12 protein-coding genes are annotated in these 13,322 nt (G+C 70.3%); 6 read left to right on the top strand and 6 right to left on the bottom strand.

Translation table 11 applies throughout. The features are described 5' to 3' along the window. Positions 1–1,236, bottom strand: a 1,236-nt coding sequence (locus AOK24_RS24500) for a UDP-glucose dehydrogenase family protein (protein WP_055722232.1), incomplete at its 3' end; no start/stop codon positions are given. A 169-nt stretch (positions 1,237–1,405) separates the two neighbouring features. Between AOK24_RS24500 and AOK24_RS24505 the strand changes: the two genes are divergently transcribed. The 3 genes from AOK24_RS24505 (at position 1,406) to AOK24_RS24515 (ending at position 3,396) form a co-directional block, all read left to right on the top strand. After that, on the top strand, positions 1,406–2,569 hold the full coding sequence (locus AOK24_RS24505; RefSeq protein WP_206191262.1) for an acyl-CoA dehydrogenase family protein: 1,164 nt from the start codon (positions 1,406–1,408) through the stop codon (positions 2,567–2,569). 69 nt (positions 2,570–2,638) lie between these two features. Next, entirely contained in the window at positions 2,639–3,004 is a 366-nt protein-coding gene (locus tag AOK24_RS24510; RefSeq protein WP_055722233.1) for a VOC family protein, read from the top strand. Between the two features lie 11 nt (positions 3,005–3,015). Further along, the gene (locus AOK24_RS24515; RefSeq protein WP_055722234.1) at positions 3,016–3,396 is read left to right on the top strand and encodes a VOC family protein; all 381 of its coding nucleotides are present in this window, start codon (positions 3,016–3,018) and stop codon (positions 3,394–3,396) included. Positions 3,397–3,421: 25 nt separating this feature from the next. Here the strand turns inward: AOK24_RS24515 and AOK24_RS24520 are convergent, their stop codons facing one another. The 4 genes from AOK24_RS24520 to AOK24_RS24535 all read right to left on the bottom strand — a co-directional run bounded on the left by AOK24_RS24520 (position 3,422) and on the right by AOK24_RS24535 (position 6,406). Next, positions 3,422–4,201 carry a protein kinase family protein gene (locus tag AOK24_RS24520; RefSeq protein WP_055722235.1) on the bottom strand — a complete coding sequence of 260 codons (780 nt, stop codon included), beginning with the start codon at positions 4,199–4,201 and terminating at the stop codon, positions 3,422–3,424. Between the two features lie 25 nt (positions 4,202–4,226). Next, complete coding sequence (locus tag AOK24_RS24525; protein WP_055722240.1) at positions 4,227–5,102, bottom strand: radical SAM/SPASM domain-containing protein; 876 nt, start codon at positions 5,100–5,102, stop codon at positions 4,227–4,229. A 75-nt stretch (positions 5,103–5,177) separates the two neighbouring features. Further along, a complete protein-coding gene (locus AOK24_RS24530; RefSeq protein ID WP_055722241.1) occupies positions 5,178–5,942 on the bottom strand; it encodes a helix-turn-helix domain-containing protein in 765 nt (254 codons plus the stop codon). Next, complete coding sequence (locus AOK24_RS24535; protein WP_240554096.1) at positions 5,939–6,406, bottom strand: DUF6879 family protein; 468 nt, start codon at positions 6,404–6,406, stop codon at positions 5,939–5,941. The genes AOK24_RS24530 and AOK24_RS24535 overlap by 4 nt, the downstream gene beginning before the upstream one ends. Before the next feature lie 495 nt (positions 6,407–6,901). Between AOK24_RS24535 and AOK24_RS24540 the strand changes: the two genes are divergently transcribed. The 3 genes from AOK24_RS24540 (at position 6,902) to AOK24_RS24550 (ending at position 12,158) form a co-directional block, all read left to right on the top strand. Next, on the top strand, positions 6,902–8,242 hold the full coding sequence (locus tag AOK24_RS24540; protein WP_079056977.1) for an LCP family protein: 1,341 nt from the start codon (positions 6,902–6,904) through the stop codon (positions 8,240–8,242). Continuing rightward, on the top strand, positions 8,235–8,861 hold the full coding sequence (locus tag AOK24_RS24545) for an HAD family hydrolase (RefSeq protein ID WP_055722237.1): 627 nt from the start codon (positions 8,235–8,237) through the stop codon (positions 8,859–8,861). Before AOK24_RS24540 ends, AOK24_RS24545 begins: the two co-directional genes overlap by 8 nt. A 258-nt stretch (positions 8,862–9,119) precedes the next feature. Continuing rightward, positions 9,120–12,158 (top strand): S8 family serine peptidase, encoded by a 3,039-nt coding sequence (locus AOK24_RS24550; protein ID WP_079056978.1) that lies wholly within the window; start codon positions 9,120–9,122, stop codon positions 12,156–12,158. Between the two features lie 54 nt (positions 12,159–12,212). Here the strand turns inward: AOK24_RS24550 and AOK24_RS24555 are convergent, their stop codons facing one another. Continuing rightward, the gene (locus AOK24_RS24555) at positions 12,213–13,004 is read right to left on the bottom strand and encodes an SAM-dependent methyltransferase (RefSeq protein ID WP_055722238.1); all 792 of its coding nucleotides are present in this window, start codon (positions 13,002–13,004) and stop codon (positions 12,213–12,215) included. Positions 13,005–13,322 lie beyond the last annotated feature (318 nt).

Raw genomic sequence — 13,322 nt, forward strand, 5'->3', positions numbered from 1 at the left:
GCCCAGCGCGGCGGGGTCCAGTTCGCGGAACTCGCGCCATTCCGTGAGGTGGAGGACGACGTCGGCGCCCCGGACGGCGTCGAGTGCGGAGTCCGCGTACCCCAGAGTGGGGAAGAGCCGGCGGGCGTTGGCCATCGCCTTGGGGTCGTAGACGGTGACTTGGCCGCCCTGGAGGTGGATCTGCCCGGCGACGTTGAGGGCGGGGGAGTCGCGGACGTCGTCGGAGTCGGGCTTGAAGGCGGCGCCGAGGACGGCGACCCGCTTGCCGAGGAACGCCCCGCCGCCCAGGGCCTCGCGGGCCATCTCCACCATCTGCCCCCGCCGCCGCATGTTGATGGAGTCGATCTCGCGGAGGAAGGTCAGCGCCTGGTCGGCCCCCAGCTCCCCGGCACGGGCCATGAAGGCGCGGATGTCCTTGGGCAGACACCCCCCGCCGAACCCGATCCCGGCGCGCAGGAACTTGTGCCCGATCCGGTCGTCGTACCCGATGGCCTCGGCGAGCTTCGCGACGTCCCCGCCCGCGGCCTCGCACACCTCGGCCATGGCGTTGATGAAGGAGATCTTGGTGGCGAGGAAGGAGTTCGCGGAGGTCTTGACCAGCTCGGCGGTGGGAAAGTCGGTGACGACGAACGGCGTCCCGGCGGCGACCGGCGCCGCGTACACCTCGCGCAGCAGCGTCTCGGCCCGCTCACTGCGCACCCCGACGACGAGCCGGTCGGGCCGCAGCGTGTCCTGGACGGCGAACCCCTCCCGGAGGAACTCGGGGTTCCAGGCGAGCTCGGCGCCGGCCCCGGCGGGCGCGTGCTCGGCGAGGTACGCGGCGAGCCGCTCCGCGGACCCGACGGGCACCGTCGACTTCCCGACGACCAGCGTCGGCCGGTCGAGGTGCGGCGCGAGGGAGGCGATGGCGGACTCGACGTACGACATGTCGGCGGCGTACTCACCGTGCCGCTGAGGCGTGTTGACGCAGACGAAGTGGACGTCCCCGAACGCCGCGGCCTCCGCGAAGTCGAGCGTGAACCGCAGCCGCCCGGAGGACCCCTCGATCCCGGCGACGTGCGCCCGCAGCAGCTCTTCGAGGCCTGGCTCGTACATCGGGACCTCGCCCCGCTGGAGCATCTCGACCTTCTCGGGCACCACGTCGAGCCCGAGGACCTCGAACCCCAGCTCGGCCATGGCCGCCGCGTGCGTCGCGCCGAGGTAGCCGGTGCCGATCACCGTGATCTTGAGGCTCATGAGGGCTCCACAGGGTTACGTCCGGACATGCGCTGCCTGAGCATAGTCGGGGCGTGCGAAGGCCCCTCACCGGGCAGATTCCCCCCTGTCGCGTAGCTCACGTATCCGTCCCGGGGGCAGCCCCCTAAACTTTGAGTTACTTAACGGTAATTAGCGTCGTCTGGAGTGAATGACCTTGGCCGGATCGGCTGATTTCGACCTGTACCGCCCGTCCGAGGAGCACGACATGCTCCGCGACGCGGTCCGCGCGCTCTCCGAGGCCAAGATCGCGCCGTACGCCGCCGCGGTCGACGAAGAGGCCCGCTTCCCCCAGGAGGCGCTGGACGCCCTCGTCGCGAACGACCTGCACGCCGTGCACGTCCCGGAGGAGTACGGCGGTGCCGGCGCCGACGCCCTGGCCACGGTCATCGTCATCGAGGAGGTCGCCCGCGTCTGCGTGTCCTCCTCCCTGATCCCGGCGGTCAACAAGCTCGGCTCGCTCCCGGTCGTCCTCTCCGGCTCCGAGGACCTGAAGAAGAAGTACCTCGGCCCCCTGGCCAAGGGCGACGGGATGTTCTCGTACTGCCTCTCCGAGCCCGAGGCCGGCTCCGACGCGGCCGGCATGAAGACCCGCGCGGTCCGCGACGGCGACCACTGGATCCTCAACGGCGTCAAGCGCTGGATCACCAACGCGGGCATCTCCGACTACTACACGGTCATGGCGGTCACCGACCCCACGCAGCGCTCCAAGGGCATCTCCGCTTTCGTCGTCGAGAAGTCCGACGAAGGCGTCTCCTTCGGCGCCCCCGAGAAGAAGCTCGGCATCAAGGGCTCCCCGACCCGCGAGGTCTACTTCGACAACGTCCGCATCCCCGCCGACCGCATGATCGGCGCCGAGGGCACCGGTTTCGCCACGGCGATGAAGACCCTCGACCACACCCGCATCACCATCGCCGCCCAGGCCCTCGGCGTCGCCCAGGGCGCCTTCGACTACGCCAAGGGCTACGTCAAGGAACGCAAGCAGTTCGGCAAGGCCATCGCCGACTTCCAGGGCATCCAGTTCATGCTCGCGGACATGTCCATGAAGATCTCCGCCGCCCGCGCCCTCACATACCAGGCCGCCGCCGCCTCCGAACGCCTCGACGCCGACCTCACCTACCTCGGCGCCGCCGCCAAGTGCTTCGCCTCGGACATCGCGATGGAGGTCACGACGGACGCGGTCCAGCTCCTCGGCGGGTACGGCTACACGCGGGACTACCCGGTGGAGCGGATGATGCGGGATGCGAAGATCACGCAGATTTATGAGGGCACGAACCAGGTCCAGCGGATCGTCATGGCCCGCAACCTCCCGTAACCCGTAATCCGGTTCCCCTCCGCAGTCCCCGGCGTCGATGATGCCGGGGACCGCGTACGAGGGGACCCCATGAGACTCACCGCCGTGACGCTCGACTGCGCCGACCCCGTCGGACTCGCCGCCTTCTACCGCGCGGCGACCGGCTGGGAACCCCACCCGAAGTCGGACGCCGACTTCGCGGGGCTCACCACCCCCGACGGCCTCTTCGTCGGCTTCCAGCGCGTCGACGGCCACCGCGCCCCCACCTGGCCCGACCAGTCCGGCGTCCCCCAGCAGTCCCACCTGGACTTCGACGTCGACGACCTGGACGCGGCCGAGGAACGCCTCCTCGCCCTCGGCGCGACCCGCCCGCCCCACGCGCCCGACGGGCACCCCTGGCGTGTACTCCTGGACCCGGCGGGGCACCCGTTCTGTCTGTCGGAACGCCGAGCCTAGGAGGTCTCCCCATGTCCGCTGTCGGACGTTTCCGCTCCACCGTCGTGGACTGCCCCGACCCGATGGCCCTCGCGGATTTCTACGCGGCACTGCTGGGCGGCAAACCGGAGGCGGAGTCGGACGACTGGATCGTCCTCTCCCTCCCCGAGGGCCCCCGCCTCTCCTTCCAGCTCGCCCCGGACCACGTACCCCCCGTCTGGCCCTCGCAGCCCCACGACCAGCAGCAGTTCCACATCGACATCGACGCGGGCGAGACGTGGGAGGAGGTCGACGAGGCGGAGCGCAGGGCGCTGGAGCTGGGGGCGAAGGCCGTACGACGAGCCGACGGCGACGACTTCCGGGTGTTCCTGGACCCTGCGGGGCACCCGTTCTGCCTGTGCCGGATCGCCTAGCCGCCACCTCCCGAGCCGCCGGGCCCTACCCGGTGGCCCCCCTGTGGACGGCCCACGCCCGGCACGCCTCGACCATCGCCTTCAGCCACTCCGTGCCCGGCTTCCGGGCGGCGAAGGCTTCGTGCATACGGAGGCTGGCGGCGGCGAAGACGTCGACCGCGTGCCGGTCGGCTGTGCGCCAGGCGGGGGTCCGGGACGCCCACTGCTCCGCGTCCGCCGCAGTGTGACCGGCCGCGATCAGCTGGACGACCAGGAGCGCGGGGTCGATGAACGCCGCGCCCCGCGTCGGCCACGCCCAGTCGACGGCCCACACGCGGGGGCCCGCCACGAGGAGGTTGTGCGGGTTGAGGTCCGTGTGGAGGAGGGTGTCGCCCCGGAGGCGGCCGGGGTCCGGGGTGAAGCGGTCCCACCGGGTCTCGGTCCAGGTCCGGGCGTACGGGGGGAGGGGTACGCGGCCGATCCGCGCGACCGTGTCGACGACGAGGGGGAGGTCCGGTGAGCCGGGAGCGAGGTCGGCGTGGCGGGCGTCGACGGCCTCGTACCCCAGGACCAGCCAGCCGTCTGCCTCCACGTCCCACAGCAGGCGCGGCGAGAGGTGGACCAGGGCGGGAGCGATCCGCCGTTCCCGGAGGAGGGAATCCCGTCGGCCGCCGGGCCGGTCGCGGACGGCCTTGACGAAGAAGGGGCCCTTCTCGCACTCGACGACGGCGGTCAGGTCGGAGTTGGTGCCGTGCGCGGTGCGCCGGATCTCGGTGACCGGGCCCGTGTGGTGCCGGATCGCCGATTCGGGGAGATCGGTGTCCATCTGCCTCCAGTTCCTCGGGCTGCCTTCAGTTCCTCGGGGAGCACGAACTGCCGGGATATCCCGGCGAACACTCGCTCTCGTCGCCACCACCGCTGTCGTCGTCCGGACCGCAGGGGTCATGACCGTACGGGACACCGGGGCTCCGCCGCTGCCGGATGACCGCGTTGGCCCGCGCCATCTCGGGGCCGCCGAGGACAGCACCGAGCGGCGTGTCCCGGACGTTCCCCACGCCCATCCACGTCGAGAACACGCAGGGCGACACCGTGCCGTCCGGAGCGACGGACGCCCGCCCGTCCCCGCACCGCCCGCAGAGCCCGTCGGCGCACGGCTCCCGCCCGCCCGCCGCACGCCCGAAGGGCCGGACACGGTCCACCCGTACGCCCTTCACACCGAGCGCCGTCAGCTCCCGCCGCGCGTCGTCCCCCGTGTCGGCGGGGCCCGGGACGATCACGGACGCGCGCAGCGGGATGCCGTACTCCACCGCCCGCACGATGTTCGACCGGGTACGCGCGTGGCTCGGCCGCCGCGTGACCGCGTCGTGCCGCTCGGCCGGGCCGTAGTACGACGTGGCCAGGCCGACACCGTCCCGCCGGAGCAGCCCCCACCAGTCCTCGGTCACATGGACGAGGTTGCTGTAGACCTCCACCCTCAGACCGAGCGCCAACGCGTACTCGACCAGGGCCGGCGCGCCCGGATACAGGGTGACCTCACCGCCGGTGAACTGCACCCGGCCAATACCGACGGCGGCGATCTCCCCAAGAACCCGCGTCCAGTCCTCGCCGGTCATGGTCCCGTGCGTCCCCTCGGGCCCGGAGCGGTTGTGGCAGTGCCGGCACGCGAGCTGACATTTCCGGGTGAGGTCCAGCCACACGAAGCCGGGTACGGAGGAGGGGTCGGACAAGGGGGAACACTGCGCGGTGTGAGTTTTCGCGTCGTTTTCCATGGACGTCATCGTCGACAGGACGCCAGAGGATATCTACGCCGTTTCCTGTTCGCGCAAGAATTCATCGCGGATGCCCTCCACCAGCCCCCTCATGGCATCCCCGGAAACGGCAACCCGCTCGAATCCATCGAACTTCTCGATATAAAGCGCCACGTCACGGGGATCGGTGACGGACAGCTCCGCATGGACGGTCTCCACCGTCACCATGCGATCGTCCTTGATGGAGAAGGAGTGACTCGGAAAGTCGGTCTGCCGTGCCGAGAGCGGAACCACCCGGAAGTCGACGCTCGGCAGGCGTGAGACGGAGATGAGCTTGTCGAGTTGTCCAGCCATTACCAGTGGCGGCACGATCCTCCACCTCAGGATCGATTCCGTGACGATGAAACGGAGTTGCCGCCCCGGCTCCTTGCGCGAGAGAACAGCCCTCACATATTCCGGTGTTTGCAGAAGGCCGGGAACAAGGGCGGGCTGAAAGAGCCGAAGCACCTTGGTCCGGGCCTCGATCGCCTGGATCTGCCGCTGTTTACGGTGATGTCCGAGCCGCCGGTACAACCGCCATGCCGTCGCCTCGGTCGCGGCGGCTCGGGCCACGGCCATGTACTCGGCCTTGACCTCCGGCGAGACCCCTACGGCGGTGAGAATCTGCTCCACATCGACGACGCTCGGCATGACGACGCCGTTCTCGATCTTGGACAGCTTGGAACCGGACATGGCCGCACCGCGGGCGACGGCCTTGGCCTCCTTGCCGGACGCCTGCCGCAGCGCCCGCAGCGCGGACCCCAACTCGGCTCTGTTCACTCCCCGTGCCGCGCCCACCATTCGGTGAACGGCACGGCGTGGGCGAGTGCCGTGTCCCGGTACTCCCGGAACTCCGCCAGCCGCGCCTCTTCCTCCACGATCTCGCTGCCGAGGTACTTTCCGGCCCCGTCGTACGCCATCACACCGAGCACCTGATCGTCGAACAGCCAGAAGTCGGGCGCGTCCGGAATCGGACTCCCGCTCCCGGTGGTGTCGAGAATGAAGAACTCCTCACCGGCGCTCATGTTCCGCCGATAACCCCAGGACAGCTCGAACCGGAGATAATCCGTCAAGGGACGGGACAGGACATGCACGCGGTAAACACGCTTACCTGCACGGGTGGCATTCCCCACGGTCGTCAACCAGTCGGTCACCCGATACGACTCCGGCTGCTCCTCTCCCGCCAGAAAAGCACGATAAGCCTCGACCCCACCGGACTGGCTGTAATCGTCCAGCGTCTCCAACCGGAACGCTTCCCGCTCGAAAGAGGCGAAGAGGTCCCCGAGGCTAGGGCTAGATGAGATTGTCACGGACAGCCTTCCGAATCAGCTCGACGGGAATCTCGACGAGAGCTTCGTGCGTACAAGGTCGGACACTCACCCTCGTCGCACTCACCCACCAACCGTGTCAGCTTCACCACTGAAGCACTCCTTCCGTCGGCCGACAGCCGTCTCCACCGATCGTCCCGATCCACCGAGGCGTCCCGCAAGAGGTTCCGGTTTCCGTTACTGGAAACCGCGCGACTCCGCATCCGCCGCGTGGGATACGAAGTCGCTCCCCGTGGTGACCGGCTCCGTCCTGTTGATCGCCCCGGGGTGCACCATCCATCCCGGATGTCACGTCCGTCCCGCTCTCCCCCTGTATGCGTATCGAGACTTTGTGTCGGCTTGGCAACAGGGGGGATCTGATTTTCCGACGGGGGTTGTATGGGGTACAGGCCGGACCGGCACACTGTGGCCATGAACGATTGGCCCGAGGGATGGTCCGGTGACAACCGGGGCGGACGTGGCAGCGCCGGCGGCGGCCACGGTTACGGCAGCGCGAGCGCACAGCCCGAGGGCGCTCGGGTGATGCGGCAGGTGCGGAGGGGCGGGCCGACGGCGCCGCCGGGGTACGGGGTGCCCGGGCAGCAGCAGCCCTCGTACCAGGGGCAGCAGTCGTATCAGGGGCAGCAGTCGTATCAGGGGCAGGGGCAGCCTCAGTACCTGGATCAGGGCGGCGGGCCGCAGAGTGACGGGTACGACGGGTACAACACCGGCCAGGTGTACGGCGGTGGCGGCGGCCAGGGCGTCGGAGGGCACACCGGCTCTGCCCGCCCCGCGCCGAACTGGCGCAAGCGGATCAAGTGGGGCGCGATCACGCTCGCCGGCGTACTGATCGTCACGACCGTCGGGACGTACTTCTGGGCGGACGGCAAGCTCCGCCGCGAGGTCGACCTGTCGAAGGTGATCGACCGGCCGAGCGGCGGCGACGGCACGAACTACCTGATCGTCGGCTCGGACAGCCGCGAGGGCATGTCCGCCGAGGAGAAGAAGAAGCTGCACACCGGCTCGGCCGAGGGCAAGCGCACGGACTCGATGATGATCCTGCACGTCGGCGGCAACGGCGACACGCTGATCTCGCTGCCGCGCGACTCGGACGTGGAGCTGCCGTCGTTCGTCGGCTCGGAGTCCGGCAAGACCTTCCAGGGCACCGGCCGGCACATCAAGCTGAACGCCGCGTACGCCACGGACGGCCCCGAACTCCTCGTCCGTACCGTCGAGTTCAACACGGGCCTGCGCATCGACCACTACGTCGAGATCGGCTTCGCGGGGTTCGCGAACATCGTCGACGCGGTCGGCGGTGTGGACATCACCATCGACAAGGCGTTCAAGGACAAGTACTCCGGCGCCGACTTCCAGGCCGGCAAGCAGACGCTGAACGGCGAGCAGGCGCTCGCGTTCGTCCGTACCCGGCACGCGTTCGCCGCGTCCGACCTCCAGCGGACGAAGAACCAGCAGAAGTTCCTGGCCGCGCTGGCGCACGAGGTCGCGACGCCGACGACGGTCCTGAACCCCTTCGCGCTGTACCCGACGCTGGGCGCGGGCCTCGACTCGCTGATCGTCGACAAGGACATGGGCCTGTGGGACCTGGGCTCGATGTTCTTCGCGATGAAGGGCGTCAACGGCGGCGACGGCACGTCGATGAACATGCCGATCTCCGGGTCCAGCGGCGGCAACCTCGTCTGGGACAAGGCGAAGGTCAAGCAGCTGGTCAAGGAGCTGAACAACGACGAGAAGGTCACCGTCACCAGTGAGTGAGCCCATCCCCGGCAGGCCCTTCGACGCGGTCCTGTGCGACGTCGACAACGTCGTCCGGCACTTCGACAGTTCCGGTGTCCACGCGCTGGAGCGCGCGGCGGGCCTGGCGGAGGGGACGACGTTCAAGGTCGCGTTCGCCCCGGAGAACGACCTTCCCCTGCTGCTCGGCAGGATCACCGGCCAGGAGTGGGTCGCCGCCATCGCCGAGGGCCTGTCGGGTCTGGTCGACGAGTCCACGGCCTGGGATCTCGGCCGGGCCCTGCTGGAGTCCCCCTTCCACGCGGACGACGCCGTCGTCACCCTCCTGCGCCGCGCCCGTGTCCACGTCCCCCTGGTCCTGGTCACCAACGCGACGCTGGAGCTGGAGGCGGACCTCGCGGAGATGAAGCTGACCGACCTCGCCGACCACGTCGTCAGCAGCGCCCGCGTCGGCCTCGCGAAGCCCGACCCGCGGATCTACCGCCTCGCCGTCGAGCTGGCCGGAGTCCCGCCGGAGCGCTGCCTGTTCGTGGACGACACACTGGAGAACGTCGAGGCGGCGCGGGCGCTCGGCATGGCGACGGTGCACTTCCGCGAGGCGGCGGACCTGGAACGGGCGCTGGAGCCGCTGTTCAAGTGACGGGCCGGGCCGTGCTTTTCCGGCCCCCTGCCCGTCGGCCCTCCGCCCGCCGGCCCCCTTGCCCGCAGCCGGAGGGGAACAACCGGCGAAATCCGTGAAACTGCTGTGAATCTCTTGAGACTTCAAGCGGACCCCTCTTCCCCACCCCCCCCACCCGTAACAAGATGACGGTCTCTCGGGGGACTCGACCACTTCACTCGCGACCGTCATGCGCATGCCCTCGCCCCGCGATCCGGCATGCGCGGGGGAAGGCCCACCTTGTCCCAGCACCACCCCGGCCGGCGCCGCAGAGCGGCCCTGCTCACTCCCGCCCTCGTCGGCGGCCTCGTCCTGGCGTCCGGCACACCCGTGCTCGCCGCGACACCGAACCAGACCCAGCCGACGCAGGCTCAGCCCGCGCCCGGCGCCAAGCAGAAGACGTACTCGGCCGGCATCTACTTCGTGCAGCTCGCCGACCAGCCCGTCGCCACCGACCCGGCGACCGCGGCGAAGCCCGGCGCCCGGCTGAACACCGCGACCGACGCCGTCCGCGACCTCGTACGCCACCTCAAGCAGCAGCGTGACAAGGTCCTCGACGCGGTCGACGGCGTCAAGCCGCTCTACAGCTACCAGCTCCTCCTCAACGGCTTCGCCGCGAAGCTGACGGCGGCCCAGGCGAGCGAACTGGCCCGCACACCGGGCGTCCTGACGCTGACCCGGAACGTGATGAGCCACCCGCTGGCCACCACCACGCCGCAGGCGACCGGCACCCTGCCCGCCGCCGACACCGCCGACTTCCTCGGCCTGAAGAAGCCCGGCGGCCTCTACTCGAAGGTCCCCGGCGGCCAGCTCAACGCGGGCGCCGGCATGATCCTCGGCGACCTCGACACCGGCATCGACACCGCCAACCCGTCCTTCGCGGCCTTCCCCGGGACCGCACCGGGACAGGCGGCCGTCAACGCCAAGTGGAAGGGCACCTGCGACCCGGGCCAGGACCCGGCGCACCGCGTCACCTGCAACAACAAGGTGATCGGCGCCCAGTACTTCAACAAGAGCATCACGGACCCGAAGCCGGACGACTGGCCCTCGCCCCTCGACGGCGAGTCCCACGGCACGCACACCGCGAGCACCGCCGCGGGCAAGGCGAACGTCGCCGCGAGCGTCCCCGACAGCGGGATATCCGGGACGAAGATATCCGGCCTCGCCCCGGCGGCCCGGATCGCCGCCTACCGCGTCTGCTACACGGACGGCTGCGGGACCGTCGACATCGTCGCCGCGATGGAGAAGGCCGTCGCCGACGGCGTCGACGTCATCAACTACTCGCTGGGCGGCCCCAACACCGACCACGCGAACCGGCCCGAGTACCTGGCGATGCTCAACGCGGCCCGCGCCGGCGTCTTCGTCTCCGCCTCGGCCGGCAACTCCGGCCCCGGCACCGCCTCCAACGGCGTCCCGTGGGTGACGACCGTCGCCGCCTCCAGCCACTCCATCGGCTACCAGGGCACGGTGACCCTCGGCAACGGCAAGGCCTACCACGGCGTCAGCATCGCCGGCTCCGGCGTGCCGTCCGCCCCGCTCGTCGACGCCGCCAAGGCCGTCAAGAGCGGCGCCGACGCGGCGAACGCGGCGCTGTGCATGCCCGACACCCTCGACCCGGCCAAGGTCAAGGGCGCGATCGTGGTCTGCGCGCGCGGCAACAACGCCCGCACCGACAAGAGCGCCCAGGTGAAGGCGGCCGGCGGTCTCGGCATGGTGCTGTACAACACCCTCGCGACCGACGAGGAGATCGCCGACGCGCACACCGTCCCCGGCGTCCACCTGAACAAGGCGGACGGCGAGGCCGTGAAGGCGTACGCGGACGGCTCCGGCGCCACCGCCGTCCTGGCCCCGGCCCGCGCCGTACGCCAGGAAGCCCCCGTCGTCGCCGGGTTCTCCTCCTCCGGCCCCGACCTCAACAGCGGCGGCGACCTCCTCAAGCCCGACATCACCGCGCCGGGCGTGGACATCGTCGCGGGCGTCGCCCCCGGCACCCCGGGCTTCACCGGGCAGCAGGGCATCATGTCGGGTACGTCGATGTCGGCGCCGCACGTCTCCGGGCTCGCCCTGGTCCTGCGCCAGCTGCACCCCACCTGGACGCCGATGGAGGTCAAGTCGGCGCTGATGACGACCGCGACCACCAAGGACTCCGCGGGCAAGCCGATCCAGCGGGCCGGCGGCACCGTCGCCACCCCGCTCGACTACGGCTCCGGTCACGTCGTCCCGACCAGCGCGGCCGACCCCGGGCTCGTCTACAACTCGACGGCCGTGGACTGGGTCGCCTACCTCTGCTCGATCGGCCAGGCGCCGGTCCTGACCGACGGGCGCGACATCTGCGCCGTCGCGCCGAAGATCGACCCCAGCGACCTGAACACGCCGTCGATCTCCGTCGGTGACCTCGCGGGCGCCCAGACCGTCACCCGGACCGTCACCAACGTCTCCGGCTCGGCGGGCACCTACACCGCGAGCGTCGAGACCCCGGCCGGCTACAAGGCCACCGTGTCTCCGGCCAAGCTGACCGTGAAGCCGGGCCGCTCCGCCTCGTACAAGGTGACCTTCACCCGCACCACCGCCGCGTACGGCAAGTGGGCGTTCGGTGCGGTCAGCTGGGCCGACGGGCACCACAAGGTGCGCTCCGCCGTCGCGCTGCGCGCCGCGCAGGTCAGCGTGGCCTCCTCGGTCACCGGGAAGGGCGCCTCCGGCTCCGTCCGGCTCGCGCCCAAGGCCGGGTTCGCCGGGACCTTCACCACCGCCGTGAACGGGCTCTACGCCGGTACGACGAAGACGGGCACCCTCAAGGGGGCCGGTGACGTCAACCCGGCCCAGCCGGGTCCGAACACCGCCGCGAGCACGTTCACCGTCCCGGCGGGCACCGCGCTCGCGCGGCTCGCGATCGTGCCGTCCGACTTCAAGGCGGGCAGCGACGTCGACCTGTGGGTCGTCGACAAGGACGGCAACGTCGTCTCCTCCCCGGGCGCCGGCAACAACGAGCACGTCGACCTCGCGCCGGGCACCTACGACGTCTACGTCAACCAGGCGATCGCGCCGGCCGGTTCCGGGAGCCAGACCTACAAGCTCCACACCTGGCTGATCGGCAAGACCGGCAAGCCCGCGCCGAAGGCGACGGCCACCCCGGCGTCGCAGAAGGTCAAGCAGGGCGCGGTGGCCAAGTCCACGGTGTCCTGGAAGGGCCTCAAGGCCGGCAACGTCTACCTCGGGCTCGTCTCCTACGGGGACGGCCGGAAGACGATCGGTACGACGGCGCTGACGGTCACCCCGTAGCACCACCGCCGAACAGGGGGCGGACGTCCGGTCACGGTACCGGGGGTCCGCCCCTCACCGCTTCCTGGCCACCCCCGCGAAGTGCGTCACCGCCCCGATGTCCGCGCCCGCACCCTCCGGGCGCCACCGCGTGCACGTCACCACGCCCGGCTCCAGCAGCTCCGCCCCCTCGAACAGGCGGATCACCTCCGCGCGGCTGCGCAACGTCATCGGGGACGCCCCCTGCGCGTTCCAGTACGCCACCGCCTCGCCCATCGCCTCGCCGTCGACCTCCGTCGTCGGGTGCGAGATGACGACGTGGCTCCCGGCCGGGACCGCGTCCAGGAGGCGGCGGACGATCGAGGCGGCCTCGTCCGTGTCGAGGACGAAGTTCAGGACGCCGAGGAGGGTCACGGCGACCGGGCGGGTCAGGTCCAGCGTCGCCGACGCCTTGCGCAGGATCGCCTCCGGGTCGTGGATGTCGCCCTCCACGAACACCGCCGCGCCCTCCGGCGTGCTCGTCAGCAGCGCGTGCGCGTGCGCGAAGACGAGGGGGTCGTTGTCGACGCACACGACCCGGCAGGCCGGGTTCACCCGCTGCGCGATCTCGTGCGTGTTGTCGGTGATCGGCAGGCCCGTACCGATGTCCAGAAACTGCCGGATTCCCACGTCCCCGGCGAGGTGCCGGACGGCCCGCGCGAGGAACCTGCGGTCCGCCACCGCCGAGCGGGGCAGGGCCGGGACCAGCGCGACGATGTGGTCACCGACCTCCGCGTCGACCGGATAGTGCCCCATCCCGCCGAGCCAGTAGTTCCATATCCGGGCGGAATGCGACACATCGGACCGGAAGTGAGAAGTCCCGAGCATAGGGACCAAGGTAGATCCGGAACGGGCCTTTCGGGGTCAGCTTTCGGACACTTGTTTCCAACCCCACACCTTCACAACGGACTTCGGCTCCCGAAAAAACCTGACGCTCCCTGTCAAGTAACCCCGGCAAGCTCCCCACCACACCCACCGACCAAGGAGCCCCGGATGTCCCCCTCGATCACCTTCATCGTCTACGTCTCCCACGCCCCCACCGCAGCCCGCTTCTACGCCGACCTCCTCGACCTCACCCCCACCTTCGAAACCCCCGGCTACATCGCCTTCGCCCTGGGCGACAAGGCATCCCTCTCCCTCTGGAGC

This window comes from Streptomyces niveiscabiei (assembly GCF_001419795.1).
GTDB classification, from domain to species: Bacteria; Actinomycetota; Actinomycetes; order Streptomycetales; family Streptomycetaceae; genus Streptomyces; species Streptomyces niveiscabiei.